Annotated in this window: 21 protein-coding genes; all 21 read right to left on the reverse strand. The window is 60.6% G+C overall.

Going from position 1 to position 18,924, the window contains the following annotated elements:
* Positions 1-152 precede the first annotated feature (152 nt).
* Positions 153-989, reverse strand: coding sequence for an IS3 family transposase (locus BLU01_RS04685; RefSeq protein WP_331716149.1), 837 nt, complete (start codon positions 987-989; stop codon positions 153-155).
* Positions 986-1,288: a transposase gene (locus BLU01_RS27930; protein WP_231987094.1), complete on the reverse strand. Its 303-nt coding sequence runs from the start codon at positions 1,286-1,288 to the stop codon at positions 986-988. The genes BLU01_RS04685 and BLU01_RS27930 overlap by 4 nt, the downstream gene beginning before the upstream one ends.
* Positions 1,289-1,765: 477 nt before the next feature.
* The gene (gene flhB / locus BLU01_RS04690; protein WP_092271429.1) at positions 1,766-2,905 is read right to left on the reverse strand and encodes a flagellar biosynthesis protein FlhB; all 1,140 of its coding nucleotides are present in this window, start codon (positions 2,903-2,905) and stop codon (positions 1,766-1,768) included.
* Between the two features lie 3 nt (positions 2,906-2,908).
* Positions 2,909-3,691 (reverse strand): flagellar biosynthetic protein FliR, encoded by a 783-nt coding sequence (fliR, locus tag BLU01_RS04695; RefSeq protein ID WP_092271431.1) that lies wholly within the window; start codon positions 3,689-3,691, stop codon positions 2,909-2,911.
* A gap of 3 nt (positions 3,692-3,694) precedes the next feature.
* Complete coding sequence (fliQ, locus tag BLU01_RS04700) at positions 3,695-3,964, reverse strand: flagellar biosynthesis protein FliQ (RefSeq protein ID WP_092271433.1); 270 nt, start codon at positions 3,962-3,964, stop codon at positions 3,695-3,697.
* Entirely contained in the window at positions 3,961-4,719 is a 759-nt protein-coding gene (fliP, locus tag BLU01_RS04705; protein WP_092271435.1) for a flagellar type III secretion system pore protein FliP, read from the reverse strand. Before fliP ends, fliQ begins: the two co-directional genes overlap by 4 nt.
* A complete protein-coding gene (fliO, locus tag BLU01_RS04710) occupies positions 4,719-5,192 on the reverse strand; it encodes a flagellar biosynthetic protein FliO (protein ID WP_092271437.1) in 474 nt (157 codons plus the stop codon). Before fliO ends, fliP begins: the two co-directional genes overlap by 1 nt.
* Positions 5,193-5,651 (reverse strand): flagellar motor switch protein FliN, encoded by a 459-nt coding sequence (gene fliN, locus BLU01_RS04715; protein ID WP_092271439.1) that lies wholly within the window; start codon positions 5,649-5,651, stop codon positions 5,193-5,195.
* A gap of 69 nt (positions 5,652-5,720) precedes the next feature.
* Positions 5,721-6,689: a flagellar motor switch protein FliM gene (gene fliM, locus BLU01_RS04720; protein WP_092271441.1), complete on the reverse strand. Its 969-nt coding sequence runs from the start codon at positions 6,687-6,689 to the stop codon at positions 5,721-5,723.
* 9 nt (positions 6,690-6,698) lie between these two features.
* Positions 6,699-7,205 (reverse strand): flagellar basal body-associated protein FliL, encoded by a 507-nt coding sequence (gene fliL / locus BLU01_RS04725; RefSeq protein WP_092271443.1) that lies wholly within the window; start codon positions 7,203-7,205, stop codon positions 6,699-6,701.
* Positions 7,206-7,425: 220 nt separating this feature from the next.
* Entirely contained in the window at positions 7,426-8,805 is a 1,380-nt protein-coding gene (locus BLU01_RS04730) for a flagellar hook-length control protein FliK (RefSeq protein ID WP_092271445.1), read from the reverse strand.
* Between the two features lie 105 nt (positions 8,806-8,910).
* Complete coding sequence (locus tag BLU01_RS04735) at positions 8,911-9,258, reverse strand: Hpt domain-containing protein (protein WP_092271447.1); 348 nt, start codon at positions 9,256-9,258, stop codon at positions 8,911-8,913.
* A gap of 31 nt (positions 9,259-9,289) precedes the next feature.
* Positions 9,290-10,996: a fused response regulator/phosphatase gene (locus BLU01_RS04740; RefSeq protein ID WP_092271449.1), complete on the reverse strand. Its 1,707-nt coding sequence runs from the start codon at positions 10,994-10,996 to the stop codon at positions 9,290-9,292.
* 5 nt (positions 10,997-11,001) lie between these two features.
* The gene (locus BLU01_RS04745; protein ID WP_092271451.1) at positions 11,002-11,307 is read right to left on the reverse strand and encodes an STAS domain-containing protein; all 306 of its coding nucleotides are present in this window, start codon (positions 11,305-11,307) and stop codon (positions 11,002-11,004) included.
* 153 nt (positions 11,308-11,460) lie between these two features.
* Entirely contained in the window at positions 11,461-11,910 is a 450-nt protein-coding gene (fliJ, locus tag BLU01_RS04750) for a flagellar export protein FliJ (RefSeq protein ID WP_092271453.1), read from the reverse strand.
* A gap of 6 nt (positions 11,911-11,916) precedes the next feature.
* Positions 11,917-13,275, reverse strand: a complete 1,359-nt coding sequence (gene fliI, locus BLU01_RS04755; RefSeq protein ID WP_092271455.1) for a flagellar protein export ATPase FliI — start codon at positions 13,273-13,275, stop codon at positions 11,917-11,919.
* On the reverse strand, positions 13,265-14,131 hold the full coding sequence (gene fliH, locus BLU01_RS04760; protein WP_092271457.1) for a flagellar assembly protein FliH: 867 nt from the start codon (positions 14,129-14,131) through the stop codon (positions 13,265-13,267). Before fliH ends, fliI begins: the two co-directional genes overlap by 11 nt.
* A 7-nt stretch (positions 14,132-14,138) precedes the next feature.
* Positions 14,139-15,158: a flagellar motor switch protein FliG gene (gene fliG / locus BLU01_RS04765; RefSeq protein WP_092271459.1), complete on the reverse strand. Its 1,020-nt coding sequence runs from the start codon at positions 15,156-15,158 to the stop codon at positions 14,139-14,141.
* On the reverse strand, positions 15,151-16,938 hold the full coding sequence (fliF, locus tag BLU01_RS04770; RefSeq protein ID WP_092271461.1) for a flagellar basal-body MS-ring/collar protein FliF: 1,788 nt from the start codon (positions 16,936-16,938) through the stop codon (positions 15,151-15,153). The genes fliG and fliF overlap by 8 nt, the downstream gene beginning before the upstream one ends.
* Positions 16,939-16,953: 15 nt before the next feature.
* Positions 16,954-17,283 (reverse strand): flagellar hook-basal body complex protein FliE, encoded by a 330-nt coding sequence (fliE, locus tag BLU01_RS04775; RefSeq protein ID WP_092271463.1) that lies wholly within the window; start codon positions 17,281-17,283, stop codon positions 16,954-16,956.
* Between the two features lie 233 nt (positions 17,284-17,516).
* Positions 17,517-18,920, reverse strand: a complete 1,404-nt coding sequence (locus BLU01_RS04780; protein ID WP_092271465.1) for a sigma-54-dependent transcriptional regulator — start codon at positions 18,918-18,920, stop codon at positions 17,517-17,519.
* Positions 18,921-18,924: the final 4 nt, after the last annotated feature.

Raw genomic sequence — 18,924 nt, forward strand, 5'->3', positions numbered from 1 at the left:
GTGGGAATAGAGGTGCTCATTGAAGGATTTGCGTGGTCCGGACCGGCGCCATCGCGAGCAGGCTCACTCCTACAAGGATTGGCGCCAGCACAAAACCCTGTAGGAGCTGAGCTGATCTGGTCAAGTAATCCTGGACACCAATTACGGTTTTTTCACGCCGCCATTTTCTCCATGGCGACCGGTGAACGGTAATCGTTGTAGCTATGGAGCCTGAAGTTGTTGTAGCGCACCACGTAGCGCTGCAAATCAGCCCGGGCTTCATACTCCGAGCGGTAACCGGCTTCAGGCACCCACTCTGATTTCAGACTTCCAAAGAAACGCTCCATCGGGGCGTTATCCCAGCATTCGCCTTTACGACTCATGCTTTGCCGCAGTCCATTCGCCAGCAACTCATTCCTGAACTTATGGCTGGTGTACTGGCAGCCTTGATCGGAGTGAAACAGCACGTCTTTGGGTTTGCCTCGCAGCTCAACCGCCATCCGTAGGGCCTCGCAGGTCAGCTCCGCATCCGAGATCATCGAAAACGCCCACCCCACGAGCCGGCGGGCGAACAGATCCAGAACCGCTGCAAAATACATCCACCGCGTGCCGACCTTGATGTACGTCACGTCCGCGCACCACACTTGGTTGATCGCCGTGACATCAAACTCGCGCTTAAGCACGTGCGGCGCCACCAAGGCTTCAACGCCAGATGACTTGTATTTGTGACGTCGGCGCTGACGACTGACCACGCCGGCTTCTCGCATCAAGCTGCGAGCCATGTGCCTCCCGACGCGATGCCCCTTGGCTTGCAGCTCCCTGGAAAGGGTGCGCGCCCCCGCGGAAGCTCTGGATTCCTTGTGATGCTCGACCAGCATGGCTTTGAGTTTCTCCCGCTCAGGGTTCACCTTGCCTTGGCGCTGACGCCAGGCATAAAAACTGCTGCGGCTGACTTCAAACACCCGGCAGCAGTCGTTAACGCCGTATCGCTCACCCAGCTCATTGATCAGTGAGAATGATCTTTGGCGTCCAAAAGCAGGAGAGCACTGGCCTTTTTTAGGATTTCGATATCCCGGTCTTTTTGCCTGAGCAAGGCTTTGAGTTCCTGGATTTCTCGCTGGTCAGCCGTGATCGCTTTGGCTCCCACCGGGGTCGAACCCTGGCGTTCTTTACGCACCTGATCGACCCAGCGACGCAAGGCGGTAGGGCCAATATCTAAACTGGCGCAAACCTCGGGAACCGATATCCCCTCATCCAGCACCATGCCAGCAGCCTTGAGTTTGAACTCAGTTGAATAAGAATTACGCATATCCAAAAACACCTCAGATTTGGGCGCCATCATAGCGCCCGATTGAAGTGTCCAAAATCATTAGGCCAGTTCAAGCTTGCTCGCGAAAGCGGTGGGTCAGCCCATCCTTTAATCACTGACACCACGCCATCGCGAGCAAGCTCGCTCCCACAAGAATTGGGGCCAAACCACAAATCCCGGCCCAGCACAAAACTCTGTAGGAGCTGAGCTTGCTCGCGAAAGCGGTGGGTCAGCCGATCCTTCAATCACTGACACCACGCCATCGCGAGCAAGCTCAGCTCCCACAGGGATTAGGGCCACACCACAAATCCCGGCCCCAGCACAAAACTCTGTAGGAGCTGAGCTTGCTCGCGATAGCGGTGGGTCAGCCGACACCCAACTGACTGATACGACGCCATCGCGAGCAAGCTCGCTCTTACAGGGGACAGGGTTCGCACGCCGGTTTTGTGATTGAGCGCTTGCGCAGGTTATGGATGATCAGGAATCGCGGCGCAGATCCGGCGGGATCGGCAAGTCATCCTTGAGCGGATCCGGGCGTTTACCCTTGCCGGCGCGGTGTTGGCGGATCTGATAGACGTAGGCCAACACTTGCGCGACCGCCAGGTACAGACCGCCGGGGATTTCCTGATCGAGTTCGGTGGAGTAATAGATTGACCGCGCCAGCGCCGGCGATTCGAGCAGCAACACTTCATTGGCGACGGCGATTTCACGGATTTTCAACGCCAGGAAGTCGCTGCCCTTGGCTAGCAGCATCGGCGCCCCGCCCTTCTCCGGGTCGTACTTGAGGGCCACGGCGTAGTGCGTCGGGTTGGTAATCACCACGTCGGCCTCGGGGATCGCCGCCATCATCCGCCGCTGCGACATCTCGCGCTGCAACTGACGGATGCGCTGCTTGACCTCGGGTTTGCCTTCCTGATCCTTGTGCTCGTCGCGCACTTCCTGCTTGGTCATCAGCAGCTTCTTGTGACCTTCCCACAACTGCACCGGCACATCGACGGCGGCGATGATGATCAAGCCGCAGGCCATCCACAACGTGCTCCAGCCGACCACTTGCAAGCTGTGAATGATCGCCATCTCCAGCGGCTCGTGGGCGATGCGCTGCAAATCGTCGATGTCCGACGACAACACCGCCAACGCCACAAACAGCACGATGATGAATTTGGCGAAGGCCTTGAGCAGCTCCACCAAGGCCTTGGTCGAGAACATCCGCTTGAGGCCGCTCAACGGGTTCATCCGGCTGAATTTCGGTGCCAGACCGCTCGCCGCGAACAACCAGCCACCGAGAGAAATCGGCCCGATCAGCGCCGCCAGCACCAGGGAAATCATGATCGGCTGAATCGCCAGCAAGGCCACCAGCCCGGATTGCATCAGGTAGCGGCCCATGTAGTTCGGATCAAGGACCACATCGCGCGGCAGCGAAAAATTCAGGCTCATCAGCCCCATCAATTTTTCCGCCAGGGCACCGCCGAAAATCAACAGCGCGCTGGCGCCGACCAACATGATCGCCAGCGTATTGAGCTCTTTGGAACGCACGGTCTCGCCCTTGTCGCGGGCGTCCTTTTTCTTTTTCTCCGTGGGGTCTTCTGTTTTGTCCTGACCACTTTCGCTCTCAGCCATGGCTCAGGTCGCCTGTGCCAGTGAGCGTAAAAACTGCAGGGCTTCGGAGGCCATGGGTTGGTACTGATTGAGAATGTCGCCGAGGCTGACCCAGAGAATGAACATGCCGAGCACCAGCGTCAGCGGGAAACCGATGGAGAAAATGTTCAACTGCGGCGCCGCCCGGGTCATCACCCCAAACGCAATGTTGACCACCAGCAACGCCGTGACCGCCGGCAACACCAGCACCAGTGCCGCGCCAAGGACCCAGCCAAGCTTGCCGGCCAATTCCCAGAAATGATTGACCATGAACCCGCTGCCGACCGGCAACGTGGTAAAGCTTTCGGTGAGCACTTCGAACACCACAAGGTGGCCATTCATCGACAGGAACAGCAGCGTCACCAGCATGGTGAAAAACTGCCCGATCACCGCCACCGAGACGCCGTTGGTGGGGTCGATCATCGAGGCGAAGCCCATGCCCATCTGGATCGCTACGATTTGCCCGGCGATCACGAAAGCCTGGAAGAACAGCTGCAAGGAGAACGCCAGCACGGCGCCGATGATGATCTGCTCGCCAATCAGCAGCAGCCCGCTCAGGTCCAGCGGGTTGACCGGCGGCATCGGCGGCAGTGCCGGCGTGATGACCACGGTTATCGCCAGCGCAAAGTAGGCGCGCACGCGACGCGGCACCAGGGTCGTGCCGATAATCGGCATGAACATCAGCACCGCGCCGACGCGAAACAGCGGCAACATGAACGTTGCCACCCACGTGCTGATCTGGGTATCGGTCAGCTGCAGCAGGGACATGGCTTAGCCGATGACCGTAGGAATATTGCCGTACAACTGCAGGATATATTCCATGAAGGTTTGCGTGAGCCACGGGCCAGCGACGATCAACGTCACCAGCATCACCAGCAAGCGCGGCAAGAAGCTCAGGGTTTGTTCGTTGATCTGCGTTGCGGCCTGGAACATCGCCACCAGCAAGCCGACCAGCAGACTCGGGATCACCAGCACCGCCACCATCATCGTGGTCAGCCACAGCGCTTCGCGAAATATGTCTACGGCGACTTCCGGGGTCATGGCGAAACACCTCCAAAACTGCTGGCCAACGTGCCGATGATCAGCGCCCAGCCATCCACCAGCACAAACAGCATGATCTTGAACGGCAGCGAAATGATCAGCGGCGACAGCATCATCATCCCCATCGCCATCAGCACACTGGCCACCACCAGGTCGATGATCAGGAACGGAATGAAGATCATGAAGCCGATCTGGAACGCGGTTTTAAGCTCGGAGGTGACAAACGCCGGCACCAGAATGGTCAACGGCGCCTGATCCGGGGTAGCGATGTCGGTGCGTTTGGACAGACGCATGAACAACTCCAGATCGCTGGTGCGCGTCTGGGCGAGCATGAAGTCCTTGATCGGCACTTGCGCCTTGAGCACGGCGTCCTGCGCGGTCATGGTTTCCGCCAGGTACGGCTGCAGGGCATCGTTGTTCACCCGGTCGAACACCGGCGCCATGATGAACATGGTGAGGAACAGCGCCATGCCGGTGAGGATCTGGTTCGACGGCGTCTGTTGCAGGCCGAGGGCCTGACGCAGGATCGAGAAGACGATGATGATCCGGGTGAAACTGGTCATCAGCATGACGAACGCCGGAATAAAACTCAGCGCCGTCATGATCAGCAGAATCTGCAGACTGACCGAGTATTCCTGCGCGCCTTGCGCGTTGGTGCCGAGGGTAATTGCCGGGATCGACAACGGATCGGCGGCCAACGCCAGCGGCGCCGCCAGCATCAATGCCAGCGTCAAGACGATGCGTAACGCACCCATTACTTCTTATCCTTCTGATCCTTGCCCAACAGTTCCATCAGGCGCTGGGCGAACTCCGGGGTGGTTTTTTCCGTGGCGCTCGGGACGTGCACCGGATCCTTGAGCACATGCAACGCAGTGATGGTGCCCGGGCTCAGGCCCAGCAGAATCTGTTCGTTGCCGACCTGTACCAGCATCAATCGGTCACGCGGACCGAGTGCGCGCGAACCGACGATCTCGATCACTTGGCCCTTGCCCGCCGGGCCGGCCTGCTGCACCCGCCGCAACAGCCAGGCGAGGAAGAAAATCAACCCCAGCACCAGCAGCAGGCCGAAGACCAATTGCGTCAATTGCCCGGCCACGCCGCTGTTGACCGCTGGCGCTGCGGCCGCGGCCGCTGCCGTCGCTGCCGTCGCCGCAACCGGCTCGGCCGCGAGCACACTGGCTGGCAATGCCAGCAGCAATGCCGTCAGAGAACCCAGTACCTTGTTCACTCAGCGCAGCTTCTTGATACGTTCGCTTGGGCTGATCACGTCGGTCAGGCGAATGCCGAACTTTTCGTTGACCACCACTACTTCGCCATGCGCGATCAGCGTGCCGTTGACCAGCACGTCGAGCGGCTCACCGGCCAGACGATCAAGCTCGATCACCGATCCCTGGTTGAGTTGCAGCAGGTTGCGGATGTTGATGTCGGTGCTGCCGACTTCCATCGAAATCGACACCGGAATGTCGAGGATCACGTCCAGGTTCGGACCGTCCAGGGTGACCTGATCATTGTTCCTCGGCACGCTGCCGAACTCTTCCATCGGCAGACGGTTGGACGCCGAGCCGCCGGTGTCGGCCGCCAGCAGCGCATCGATATCGGCCTGGCTGGCATCGCCGGTTTCTTCCAGCGCGGCGGCCCATTCATCAGCCAGTGCCTGGTCGTCCTGGGCGTTCATATCGTCGTTCATCGTGTGTCCTCGGCGGGCCGCTCTTTAACAGGAAGCGGCCAGTGTTAAATAGGGGGAATTGAGCGCCGGTCAGCGGCGCTCGATCGGCTCGATCACTTGCAACGCGAGGTTGCCTTTGTGCGAGCCCATCTTGACCTTGAACGCAGGCACGCCGTTGGCGCGCATGATCATTTCTTCCGGCATCTCGACCGGGATGATGTCGCCCGGCTGCATGTGCAGGATGTCGCGCAGACGCAACTGACGGCGGGCCACGGTCGCGCCGATCGGCACATCGACGTCGAGCACGTCCTGGCGTAGGGCATTGACCCAGCGCTCGTCCTGATCGTCGAGGTCGGACTGGAAACCGGCGTCGAGCATTTCACGCACTGGCTCGATCATCGAGTACGGCATGGTCACGTGCAGGTCGCCGCCACCGCCATCGAGTTCGATGTGGAACGTCGACACCACAATCGCTTCGCTCGGGCCGACGATGTTGGCCATGGCCGGGTTCACTTCCGAGTTGATGTACTCGAAATTGACTTCCATGATCGCCTGCCAGGCTTCTTTCAAATCGATGAACGCCTGCTCCAGCACCATGCGCACCACACGCAGTTCGGTCGGGGTGAACTCACGCCCTTCGATCTTCGCGTGACGGCCATCGCCGCCGAAAAAGTTGTCCACCAGTTTGAACACCAGTTTGGCGTCGAGGATGAACAGCGCAGTGCCGCGCAACGGTTTGATCTTGACCAGGTTGAGGCTGGTCGGCACGTACAGCGAGTGCACGTATTCGCCGAACTTCATCACCTGCACGCCGCCCACAGCAACGTCGGCCGAGCGGCGCAGCATGTTGAACATGCTGATGCGTGTGTAACGGGCGAAACGCTCGTTGATCATCTCCAGGGTCGGCATGCGTCCGCGGACGATCCGGTCCTGGCTGGTCAGGTCGTAACTTTTGACGCTGCCGGGTTCGGAAGCGGTATCGGTCTGCACCAGACCATCGTCGACGCCATGCAACAGCGCATCGATCTCATCCTGGGACAGCAGGTCCTGCACGGCCATGTCGTGTTCCTACTGCAGTACGAAATTAGTGAAAAGCAGCTGTTCGATCACCACTTTGCCGAGTTCTTTCTGCGCCACTTCCTGGACGCTGGCAGTGGCCTTCTGCCGCAACATTTCCTGGCCAACCGGCGTCGCCAGAGTAGCGAAATCCTGGCCGGAGAACAGCATGACGAGGTTATTGCGGATGACCGGCATGTGCACTTTCAGTGCCTCAAGGTCAGCCTGATTGCGCCCGAGCATGGTGATGCTCACCTGCATGTAGCGCTGGCGGCCGTTCTGGTTGTAGTTGGCGACGAAGGCTGGCGCCATCGCTTCGAAAATCGCCGGTTGTTTGCCGGTCGCGGCGGTTTCAGCCGTCTCGGCGGGCTTGCTTTGAGCGTTGTGCATGAAGTACCACGTGGCCCCCACGGACAAGCCGATGGCCAGCAGCACCGCCACCACGATCAATATGATCAGCTTCAGTTTGCCTTTGGTTGCAGGGTCTTTAACCACTGCTGCCGCTTCACTCTTCGCCATGCCAATAATCCGTCACTATTCAGGTTTTCACAGTCGCACGGCAAGGCAAGAGCAAGTGTTATGCCAGAAGTGTTGCAGATCGCTTAAGCAGGGATCGCCAGCCAGCGCAAAACCAATGTGGGAGCGAGCTGGCTCGCGATTGCGATTCCACAGTCGACACGAATGTTGAATGTAGAACCGTAATCGCGAGCCAGCTCGCTCCCACAGGTTTGGCGTTTGATCAGGCGTAGTAATCGACGGCGCTGGAGCCGATAACGCTGGTGCTGCTGGCCGCCACTTCGGCAACCGTCGGCGCAATCTCTTCGTCCATCGAATCAACGCGTCCGCCACTGGCGCTGGTGCGGCCGCCCTGCCCTTGCTGGGCCTGTTGCTCCTGGCCCTGACCCTGCCAGCCGCGCGACTGGTCGGAGACGTTGACATCGACCTGGCCCATGCCCTGCTGCGCAAACATGTCACGCAAGCGATGCATTTGCCCGTCCAGCGCTTCGCGAACGCTCGGGTGCGCGCTCATGAAAGTGATTTGGGTTTGCTGGTCCGGGACCATGTTCACGCGAATATCCAGGCGCCCCAACTCAGCCGGTTGCAACTGAATGTCAGCAGCCTTCAGGTTGACGCTGGACAGGTACATGACGCGATTGACCACTTCCTCAGTCCAGCCGCTTTGATGCATGGCGATCGGCTGATTGACCGGCACGGCGACGTTCGCGGTCTTCGGCGTAGCGGCCTGGGTCAACGCCGCCAGACGACTGGCGAAATCATCGACGCGGGTGTCGCTGCTGCTCGACGACAAGTCTTTCAGGCCTTCATTGAGCAAGCCGCTGAACGCCTTGTCGCCGCCCTGACCGGTGCCGGCCTTGTCGCTTTGCACGTCGAGCATGTTCGCCATGCCGGCAGTGAAGTTCTGCGCGGCTGTCGGCTCGCCATCGGCGGAGAGCTGCGCCGCGGTGGCTTTCGATTGATTCTGGCTGGAGGCCGAAACGTGACCGCTTTGCTCCATGGCCATGCGCAGGGCCGGCAAGGCATCCAGCGGATCGGCTTCCGGATCGAAATCAGTGTCGCCAGTAGCAGCGACTGCAACCGGCAGTGCAGCAGCGGCCGCAGCAGCAGCGGCGGCGGCGGCAGGCGCTTGCGGTTGCTCGGTGGCGACTGTCGGCGGCGTTTCCGGCGCAGGTGCGGGCGCCACGGCTTGAGTGGCTTGCGCCAGCGCCGGGTCGAGCGTCGGATCAACCGGCGGCGCATCCACAGCTACCGGCGTTTCGGCGGCGTCTGCGTCTTGCTCGCTGGCACCCTTGTCATCGGCTGCCGCCGGTTTATCGGCGGGCAAGGATTTGCCGCTATCGGCAACCTTCTGGTCCGCAGCGGCAGATTTGTCATTGCTCAAGTCTTTCTTGGCAGGCGCGTCCGCGACCTTGTCACGCGCCGGTTTGACCGGCGCTTCGGCCAGCATGGCAGGCTTTTTTTGCGCCTGTTTGGCGAAGACGTTGGCGAAGCTGGCTGCCTTATCCCCAGGCTCAGCGGCCGCTACCGGGTTATTGGCGGTGGCAGCTTGAGATTTGGCCTTGGTAGCGGCCTGAAGAAGCAAATTGGGGGTAACGGGCATGACGCGGTCTCCGCTGCACTGGGATCGTAGGTACAGTTGTGAAAGGTGATTGCAAGGTGCGAGCCAGAATGCCCGCAGCGGAGAAAAAATCGCTGAACGGTGGGATTACTCAGCCAGTGAACGCTGGCGCTCGGCTTCGTAGAGTGGACGGACGATGGCGAATTCGCCGTCGATTTCGCCGACCAGTTTTTCGATTCCGGCCAGCTTTTGATCTTTGGCACGTTGCTCAAGCTCATTGCACAGCTCGGCGAGGCGCGTGGCGCCCATGTTGCTGCTGCTGCCCTTGAAGCTGTGCGCGGCGTTCATCAATTGCACCGCATCGTCGGCCTTGCGCAGCACGCGCAAGCGCTCTTCGGAATCGGCGATGAAGGTATCGAGCAACGTCGGATACTCACCTTCCATCACCTCTTGCAACGCGCTGAGCACGTCGCGATCCAGATGTGTATCAGCCACTTGTTCACTCCTTGATCAAGAATTCGCGGAATTATGCCAGAGCCTCCCAGTAAAACTCCACGTGCGCACTACGACCATCGTCGGACCAGCTCGCCTTGTGGCTCAATTGCCGGATCAGACTGACGCCACGGCCCGACAGACGGACGCCATCCACCGGCCGCTGCATCACCCGCGCGATATCAAATCCCTTGCCGCTGTCGTCGACGCGTATGTTCAGGCGACCGCCCTGCTCGGTCGGCGTGACCTGCAAATGCAGGCGCACGTAACCGTCCTGCAACTGATCGAGGCGGGTATTGCGCTCCTGATAATAGCGGGCGAAACCCGAGGCATCGCGCTTGAGACTGGAATCGAGGCCCAGCACGCCATGCTCGAGCGCGTTGGAATACAGCTCGGCGAGCACGCTATACAACGCGCCACTCTGCGCCCGCAGGCCGTGCACTTCCTGTAACAACTGCAGCAGGTACGGCAATGGATTGAAGCGCTTGAGGGAGGCGGCGCGGAATTCGAAACTCACCGACCAGTCCAGCGGGCACGACTGGCCGCTGTCGGAGTATACCGGCGCTGGCGGGCTCACCTGTTGCGCGTCGAGCAGGCTGATCTCGACCATGCTCACATCGTCCCGCGCCTCGCCACGAAAGTCGCGCAGGGCCTGCTCGATGTCCTCGAACAACCGGTCAGGCTGGCGATTGGCGGCAAACACTTGCTGCAAACGCTCGACGCCAAATAGCTGGTCGTTGGCATCGCAGGTGTCGATCACCCCGTCGGACAACAGGAACACCCGGTCACCCTGTGCCATCGGAAACACTTCGGTACGATCATTGAAGGTCTGCGGGCTCAACACGCCCAACGGCAAGTGCCGCGCCGGCAGCGGCGTGCGCTCGCCGGTGGCGATGCGGTGCAGATAACCGTCGGGCATGCCGCCATTCCAGACTTCCACCGAGCGGCTCTGAAAACTCAGGCACAACAACGTGGCGCAACAAAACATGTCCACCGGCAGGATGCGTTTGAGCTTGGCATTCATTTCCCGAAGGGTTTCCGACAAGCCATACCCCTTGGCGGTCATGCCATAAAACACTTCCGCCAGCGGCATGGCGCCGACCGCTGCCGGCAAACCGTGCCCGGTGAAATCGCCGAGCAGCACGTGCATGTCGCCGGCCGGGGTAAACGCGGCCAGCAGCAAATCGCCGTTGAACAGCGCGTAAGGAGATTGCAGGTAACGAATATTCGGCGCGTTGAGGCAACCGGAATGCGCGACTTTGTCGAACACCGCTTTCGCCACCCGTTGCTCGTTGAGCAGGTATTCGTGGTGTTTGGCGATCTGGTCGCGCTGCTCGAGTACCGTTGCCTGCAAGCGGCGCAAGCGATCCATCGCCTTGATCTTGGCGGCGAGGATCACCTGGTTGTACGGCTTCGCCAGAAAATCGTCGCCGCCGGCCTCCAGGCATCGGGCCAGGGCTTCGCTTTCGGTGAGCGACGTCAGGAAGATGATCGGCACCAGGGTTTCCCCGGCGAGCGCCTTGATTTGCTGCGCCGCCTCGAAACCGTCCATCACCGGCATCATCGCGTCCATCAACACCAGTTGCGGGCGCTGCTGACGGAAGGCTTGCACCGCTTCGGCGCCATTGGCGGCCGTCAGCACTTGATGGCCCTGGCGCCGGACGATGCTCGACAGCAGCATGCGATCGGCGGCGCTGTCTTCAGCGATGAGGATCGTCAGCGGTTCGAAGGAGGACTGCACAGCGCTCACGCGACGTCGAAGATTTGTTCGAAATTGGAGATGGCGAGAATTTTCCGGACATCGGCGTTGGCGTACGACAACTTGATGTTCGCGTCCTCGCCACCGGCGTGATCGCGCAACAGCAGCAACATGCCGAGCGCCGAGCTGTCGAGATAGGTGGCGTCCTTGAGATTGACTTCGAAGGACTCAGGTTTCGGCTGGAGATTTTCGTAGGATTCGCGAAATTCCTGATGCTTGGCAAAATCGAATCGTCCCGAGATCACAATCGTCAGTTTCTGCCCATCCGGAGTTAGTTCTGTAACGACTGACATTTAACGGCTTCCTTGTCATTGAACAATGTGTGTACAAGGTTTAGCACCTGCCGTGAAAGGCGGCAAGGCAGGAAATATTGTCGCGCCAGCCAGATCGCCTTCGCTGCAGGAGCGAGGCTTGCCCGCGAACAACGATAACGCGCTCGATCTGGCTCAATACGGATCCTGTCGCGGCAACCGCTGCGACAGTTCATCGAGTAACTTCTGCTCGCGCCGATCTTCGAGCTTGCGCGCCTCGTCCATGTAGCGCTGGACCAGTTTGCGCAAACCCTCGACCCGGGCAAACGCCTGCTGCCAAGCGTCCCGTGCCTTATTCAGATTGTTCTGGTGCCAAGCGAGACTCTGGCGCTGCTGGTCGATGGCCGTCCCGAGTTGCGCGAGAAAGCCCTGATAACCGAGCAGCCATTGACCGGACACGCCGCCGCTGCCGCGCACGATCCATTGTTCCTGGTAGTCGAGGCGAAAGGCTTCAAGGTCAGCGAGCTTGCTTTCGGCCAGGCGTACCTGGCCCTGAAAATGCCCGAGACGCTGGACCGCAGCCTTCTCGGCTTTTTCGGCCATTTCGACCACGGGCGCCAAACGCCCGGCTCGGCTCTGGGCCATGGCCGGTTAACCGCCGGCCGCTGGGGCGAAAATGCTGCCGAGGTACGCTTCGCTTTCGCCGAGGCTGATGCTGTCGTTCAGCCCCTGGCGCAAGTAGCGGACCAGCTGCGGCTGCAACGAAATAGCCAAATCGGTTTCGCGATCACCGCCAGCGACGTAGGCGCCAACACTGATCAAGTCGCGGCTCTGCTGATAACGCGACCACAATTGCTTGAAATACTGCGCGCGCATCATGTGTTCCGGCGTCACCACCGACGGCATCACCCGGCTGATCGAAGCTTCGATGTCGATGGCTGGGTAATGACCTTCTTCGGCCAGACGCCGCGACAGCACGATGTGGCCGTCGAGCACGCCTCGCGCGGCATCGGCAATCGGATCCTGCTGGTCGTCGCCCTCGGACAACACCGTATAAAACGCGGTAATCGAACCGCCGCCCTTCTCGGCGTTACCGGCGCGTTCCACCAGTTTCGGCAACTTGGCGAACACCGACGGCGGATAACCCTTGGTCGCCGGCGGCTCACCAATGGCCAAAGCGATTTCGCGCTGGGCCTGGGCGAAACGGGTCAGCGAATCCATTAGCAACAGGACGTTTTTGCCCTTGTCGCGGAAATACTCGGCAATGCGTGTGCAATACATCGCGGCGCGCATGCGCATCAGCGGCGCATCGTCCGCCGGCGAGGCGACCACGACGGAGCGTTTGAGGCCTTCTTCACCCAGAATGTGCTCGATGAACTCCTTGACCTCACGACCCCGCTCACCGATCAGCCCGACGACAATAATGTCGGCCTCAGTGAAGCGCGTCATCATCCCCAGCAGTACCGATTTACCCACGCCGGTACCGGCGAACAGGCCCAGACGCTGGCCGCGACCGACCGTCAGCAAACCGTTGATGCAGCGAATGCCGACGTCCAGCGGTTCACTGATCGGGTGGCGTTTGAGCGGGTTGATCGTCGGGCCGTCCATCGGCACCCAATCCTCGGCTTTCATCCCACCCTTGCCGTCGAGCGCGCGGCCGGCGCCGTCAAGCACCCGCCCGAGCATGCTCATGCCCATCGGCAAACGACCGGTATCGGCCAGCGGCACCACACGTGCGCCGGGCGCAATGCCGGCGACGCTGCCGACCGGCATCAGGAATACTTTGCTGCCGGAGAAGCCCATGACTTCGGCTTCAACCTGCACCGGGTTATAACTGGTGTCGTTGATGACCATGCAGCGGCTGCCCATGGCGGCGCGCAAACCTTCGGCTTCGAGGGTCAGGCCCACCATGCGCAGCAAGCGCCCTTCGAGGATCGGCGCGCCTTCCAGCTCCGTGGCCTCGACGTAACCGCTGAGGCGCTTGGCGAAACTGGTGCGATCAAGGCGCATCGGTCGGGTCCGGTTCGGCAGGCAATTTGGCATCTGGCGCAAAACCAGGCTCGGCAACTGGCTCGGCAACTGGCTCGGCAGCTGGCTCGGCAGGCGGTTTGGCGTCGACCGGCAGTTCCAGACTCAAGTCCGGCGCGGCCGGGTGCAGCGCTTGTTCGTGCAACTGATCGAACAGCTTGTCCATTACCCGCGCAACGCGGGTTTCGATGGTCGCGTCGATGCGGCTGTGCTCGGTTTCAACCCGGCAACCGCCGGGCAGCAGCGCTTCGTCCTCGACGATGCGCCAGGTTTCGTCATGGCGCTCGCGCAGGGCTTTGACCTGTTCGAAATCCTGCGGATTGATGTACAGCCGCACATTGCCCACACCCAGCGGCAATAGCTTGAGCGCTTCGCGCATGACGCTTTCGATTTGCGTGGAGTCGATGGCCAGTTCGCGCTGAATCACCTGTTTGGTGATGTGCTGCACGAGATCGACCAGGGATTTTTCAATCTGCGAATCCTGCTCGGCGATGGGTTCGAACAAATGCCCCATCAATTGCTCCAGCGCGGAAAGCTTGGCCGACAAAGCGACGTCCGCTTCCTGGCGAACCTTGAGCGTGGTGCTGTGAAAACCTTCTTTCTCGCCCGTGGCAAAGCCTTCGTTGTAAGCCTCCTGGCGGATGCTTTCGAGCTCTTCGAGGGTCAGTGGCTGGACTTCTTCCAGCGGCACTTCTTCCATTTCCGGCGGTTCAGGCTCGGGGGCCGGCTCGGGCTCAGGCACATGCGGGTCGAAGCTTGGCAGCGACCAGATATCGAAATTGCCGACCTGTTTGCCACGGATCAGGTCGGTATTGGACTCATCATGTTTGGACGACATAGTGACCTTAGATCATCTCTTCGCCACCCTTTCCACCGAGAACGATTTCTCCGGCTTCGGCCATACGGCGGGCAATGGTGAGGATTTCTTTCTGCGCGGTTTCGACGTCGCTGACGCGCACCGGGCCTTTGGCCTCGAGGTCGTCGCGCAACAGTTCGGCCGCTCGTTTGGACATGTTCTTGAAGATCTTTTCCTTGACGCCTTCGTCCGAACCCTTGAGGGCCAGCACCAGCACGTCGGAGGACACTTCGCGCAGCAACGCCTGAATCCCGCGGTCATCGACATCGGACAGGTTGTTGAACACGAACATGAGGTCTTCGATCTGACCGGACAGGTCTTCGTCGACTTCGCGAATCGAATCCATCAACTGACCTTCGATCGAGCTGTCGAGGAAGTTCATGATGTCGGCCGCACGCTTGATGCCACCGAGGGTGGTGCGCGAGGCGTTCGAGTTGCCGGAGAACTGCTTCTCGAGAATCTGGTTGAGTTCTTTCAGGGCCGCTGGCTGCACGGTATTCAACGACGAGACGCGCAGGATGATGTCCAGACGCACCTTGTGGTCGAAGTTGCCGAGCACTTCGCCGGCCTGGTCCGGGTCGAGATACGCGACCACGATCGCCTGGATCTGCGGGTGTTCGAAACGGATCACGTCGGCGACGGCGCGCGGCTCCATCCACTTCAGGCTGTCGAGGCCACTGGTGTTGCCGCCCAGCAGAATGCGGTCGATCAGGCCGTTGGCCTTGTCTTCGCCCAAGGCCTGAGTGAGCATTTTGCGCACGTAGTCGTCAGAACCGACGCCGAGGCTGGTCTGATCGCCGACGATGTCGACGAACTCGCTCATCACCTGCTCGACCTGCTCACGGTGCACGTTACCCATTTGCGCCATGGCCACGCCCACACGCTGGACCTCTTTGGGCCCCATGTGGCGCAGCACTTGGGCGGCATCCGTCGAACCGAGCGACAGCAGCAGGATCGCGGCTTTATCGACACGGGACAGTTTGGCGACAGCGGCTCGGTTATCACTCATCTGCGTTAATCCACTCTTTCACGACCTGGGCCACACGACCCGGATCTTCTGCCACCAAACTTTTGATTGCGTTCAACTGGGCGTCATAGCCTTCGCTCGGGCTCGGCAGCAAAATGCTGGTCGGGCCGCCGAGGCTGACGCGGTCGTTGGCCAGTTCGCCGTCCAGGCCGCCCATGCCACCCAACTCGACGTCGCTGCCGATCCCGGCCAGTTGCTTGCCTTTGCCGCCACCGGTGATGTTGTTCAGCACCGGACGCAGCACACCGAAAACCAGCACAAGGATGAACAACACACCCAGCACTTGTTTGACGATGTCCCAGAACCAAGGCTGGGAGTAGAACGGAATATCGGCAATCACTTCGCCGCGTTCGGCGGAGAACGGCATGTTGATCACGCTGACGCTGTCACCACGGCTGGCGTCGAAACCGACGGCGTCCTGCACCAGGCGAGTGAAGCGCGCCAATTCGTCGGCGCTCCACGGCGCACGGCTGGTTTCGCCGTTGGCCGCGTTGACCTTGACCTGATCATCGACCACCACCGACACCGACAGGCGATTCAACCGGCCCTGTTGCTGCTTGGTGTGGCTGATGGAGCGATCGAGCTCGAAGTTCTTGGTGGATTGTTGACGCTTGTCCGCCGGGTACGGTGCAAGCATAGGCTGGCCGGTGGCCGGGTCCATGATTTGCTGACCGTTGGCATCAAGCAATGGCTGACCTGGCTGCACCATGCCCGCCGCCGCAGTCGCGCCACCGGTGGTTTGCGGCGCCGAGGCTGGCGCTGGCGGCTGGTTGCTGAGGGCACCCGGCACACCTTGCGGGCCATTGCTGGAAGTCCGTTGCTCAGAGGTCGATTGCTCGCTGCGCAACGCCGGTTGATCCGGGTTGAACTGCTCGGAAGTCGACTCGACAGCGCTGAAATCGACGTCCGCCGACACTTCTGCCTTGTAGCGGTCGTTGCCCAGCACCGGTTGCAGGATGTTGTGCACACGCTGGGTGAGCATGCTTTCCATGCGACGGCTGTAATCGAATTGCTTGCCGGCCATGGTCAGTTCGGAGTTTTCCGCCTGATCGGACAGCAGGTTGCCCTTTTGGTCGACGACGGTGATCTGCGACTTGCTCAGCTCAGGCACGCTGGTGGCGACCAGGTTGATGATCGCCAAAACCTGACCCGGCTCCAGCGAACGGCCGGAATACAGCTCGACCAGAATCGACGCACTTGGCTTGCGCTCATCACGCACGAACACCGAGCTTTTCGGGATCGCCAGGTGCACGCGGGCACCCTTGACGTTGTTCAGGCTGGAAATGGTCCGCGCCAGTTCGCCTTCGAGGCCGCGACGATAACGGGTCGCTTCCATGAACTGGCTGGTGCCCAGCCCCTGTTCCTTGTCGAGGATTTCAAAACCGATGTTGCCGTCGCTGGGAGTGACACCAGCGGCCGCGAGCTTGAGCCGCGCGCGCGACACATCATCGGCCTTGACCAGCAAGGCACCGGAATTGGGTTCAACGGAATAAGGAATGTCGGCGGCGGCCAGGGTTTCCATGACCTGCTTGGCGTCCATCCCGGCGAGGCTGCCGTACAGCGGCCGGTAATCCGGCTGCTGCGACCACAACACCACGGCGAAGCCAATCGCCACGCTCGCAGCCAGGCCGACCAACAGGCCTACCTGACGCAGCATGGTCATCTCGGAGAGGTTTTCCAGGAAGGACAACCCGAACAGCGGCGGTTTGCCGTCTACCGGGGTGGCCTTGGCCGGAACATTATCGGCGATCGCATCAGCCATGACTCAATCTCGTCCTTAAACCGGCATCTGCATGATGTCTTGGTAAGCCTGAACCAACTTGTTACGCACTTGGGTCAACGCCTGAAAAGACACAGTAGCCTTCTGCGAGGAAATCATCACGTCCGTCAGATCAACGCCGCTTTTGCCGATCTCGAAGGCATTGGCCAACTGGCTCGACGCCTGCTGAGTCTCGCTGACTTTATTGACGGCCATGCCAAGCATGTCTGCAAAGCTGCTGCCACCCAGTTCCGGAACGGCTGCAGTCGATTTGGGTGCCGACATTGCGTCCATTTGCATGGAACGCATGTCCAACATCAATCGATTAAATTCAATACCTTGGCTCATGGTCTCTCTCTCTGACGACCCGCAATTTTTTGACACTCACTCGGCGGGTACTGAGGTGTTAGCAACAAGGGTGCCAGCTCGGCGACATAGCCTTCAGAAAAGCCTGCAGATGCGAAAACTACTGTAGGAGTGAGCCTGCTCGCGATGGCGGTGTATCAGTTACATAAATGTCGACTGATACACCGCTATCGCGAGCAAGCTCGCTCCTACAGGGGTTATGCGGCGCGCCGCACTCAGGTGGCGAACAGGTACGCTTCCACGTCCATGCCGGCGTCACGCATTTGCGCGAGTTTGTAGCGCAGGGTGCGCGGGCTGATGCCCAGGCGTTCGGCGGCTTCCTTGCGGCGGCCACGCTCGGCGCGAAGGGTGTCGATGATCATCTGGAATTCATGGCGGCGCAGGTCATCGCCCAAGGCATTCGCCGACTCCACATCCACGTCCGCCGCCCGCAGCGGCGTCAGCGTTGATGCCAATGTCGGCGCCAACGTCGGCAACGGCGCACAGGCCACCGGCCCCGACAGGCAGAAATCCTGCGGCTGAATCAAACCACCCTGCTGTAGAATCAACGCGCGCTGAATCGCATTATCCAGTTCGCGCACGTTGCCCGGCCATGGGTAACCGATCAGGCACGCCTGCGCGTCCGGCGACAGACGCGCCGCCGCATGCTTCATTTTATTGACGTGTTTGGCCAACAGCCGCTCGGCCAGCGGCAGGATGTCGGCGGTGCGCTCGCGCAACGGACGCCAGGCCAGCGGAAAAACCGACAACCGGTAATAAAGGTCTTCACGAAAACGCCCCGCCGCCACTTCACCGGCCAGATCACGGTTGGTGGTGGCAACCACGCGAATGTCCAAAGTGATCGGCTTGCGCGCACCGACCCGCTCGACTTCGCGCTCCTGCAACACCCGCAGCAACTTGGCCTGCAGGCCCATGGGCATTTCGGAAATCTCGTCGAGCAGAATGGTCCCGCCGTCAGCCTGTTCAAACTTGCCGGCCTGAGCGGCGATGGCGCCGGTGAACGAACCTTTCTCATGCCCGAACAACGTCGCTTCGAGCATGTTGTCGGGAATCGCCGCGCAGTTGATCGCGATAAACGGTTGATTGGCGCGGTTCGAGTGCTGGTGAATAAAGCGTGCCAGCACCTCTTTGCCGGTGCCGGATTCGCCGGAGATCAACACGGTCGAATCGCTGCGCGCCACGCGTTTGGCCAGTTCCAGCAACTGGGCGCTGGCCGGTTCGAAGGCGATCGGGCCTTCGCTGTCGCTCGGGCCGAGACTGCCCAACGCATGCCGCGCCACCAGATCGAGCAAGGCTTTGGGCTCGAACGGCTTGACCAGATAATCCGCCGCGCCCTGGCGCATCGCGTCGACGGCACGCTCCACGGCACCATGCGCCGTCATCAGCAACACCGGCAATTGCGGTTGGCGTGCTCGCAGCAACGCCAACAGTTGATGGCCGTCCATGCCCGGCATATTGACGTCGCTGACCACCAGATTGAACGCCTCGACAGCGACCGCCGTCAGCGCCTCTTCGGCAGAACCGACAGCCTTGAAATCGTGGCCCGCGAGCAGCAGGGTGTCGGCCAGTGCTTCGCGCAGCGCGCGGTCATCCTCGACCAGTAAAACCTTGATTGGCATGCCC

Source organism: Pseudomonas prosekii (genome assembly GCF_900105155.1).
GTDB classification, from domain to species: Bacteria; Pseudomonadota; Gammaproteobacteria; order Pseudomonadales; family Pseudomonadaceae; genus Aquipseudomonas; species Aquipseudomonas prosekii.

Bases quoted from the DNA above. Each gene is read 5' to 3' on its own strand.
- fliM (WP_092271441.1), bottom strand. From the start codon at position 6,689: ATGGCCGTGCAGGACCTGCTGTCCCAGGATGAGATCGATGCGCTGTTG.
- BLU01_RS04745 (WP_092271451.1), bottom strand. From the start codon at position 11,307: ATGTCAGTCGTTACAGAACTAACTCCGGATGGGCAGAAACTGACGATT.
- fliG (WP_092271459.1), bottom strand. From the start codon at position 15,158: ATGAGTGATAACCGAGCCGCTGTCGCCAAACTGTCCCGTGTCGATAAA.
- fliI (WP_092271455.1), bottom strand. From the start codon at position 13,275: ATGCGCCTTGATCGCACCAGTTTCGCCAAGCGCCTCAGCGGTTACGTC.
- fliN (WP_092271439.1), bottom strand. From the start codon at position 5,651: ATGAACGACGATATGAACGCCCAGGACGACCAGGCACTGGCTGATGAA.
- fliF (WP_092271461.1), bottom strand. From the start codon at position 16,938: ATGGCTGATGCGATCGCCGATAATGTTCCGGCCAAGGCCACCCCGGTA.
- fliP (WP_092271435.1), bottom strand. From the start codon at position 4,719: ATGGGTGCGTTACGCATCGTCTTGACGCTGGCATTGATGCTGGCGGCG.
- fliR (WP_092271431.1), bottom strand. From the start codon at position 3,691: ATGTCCCTGCTGCAGCTGACCGATACCCAGATCAGCACGTGGGTGGCA.
- flhB (WP_092271429.1), bottom strand. From the start codon at position 2,905: ATGGCTGAGAGCGAAAGTGGTCAGGACAAAACAGAAGACCCCACGGAG.
- fliH (WP_092271457.1), bottom strand. From the start codon at position 14,131: ATGTCGTCCAAACATGATGAGTCCAATACCGACCTGATCCGTGGCAAA.
- BLU01_RS27930 (WP_231987094.1), bottom strand. From the start codon at position 1,288: ATGCGTAATTCTTATTCAACTGAGTTCAAACTCAAGGCTGCTGGCATG.
- BLU01_RS04730 (WP_092271445.1), bottom strand. From the start codon at position 8,805: ATGCCCGTTACCCCCAATTTGCTTCTTCAGGCCGCTACCAAGGCCAAA.
- fliL (WP_092271443.1), bottom strand. From the start codon at position 7,205: ATGGCGAAGAGTGAAGCGGCAGCAGTGGTTAAAGACCCTGCAACCAAA.
- fliE (WP_092271463.1), bottom strand. From the start codon at position 17,283: ATGAGCCAAGGTATTGAATTTAATCGATTGATGTTGGACATGCGTTCC.
- fliQ (WP_092271433.1), bottom strand. From the start codon at position 3,964: ATGACCCCGGAAGTCGCCGTAGACATATTTCGCGAAGCGCTGTGGCTG.
- fliJ (WP_092271453.1), bottom strand. From the start codon at position 11,910: ATGGCCCAGAGCCGAGCCGGGCGTTTGGCGCCCGTGGTCGAAATGGCC.
- BLU01_RS04780 (WP_092271465.1), bottom strand. From the start codon at position 18,920: ATGCCAATCAAGGTTTTACTGGTCGAGGATGACCGCGCGCTGCGCGAA.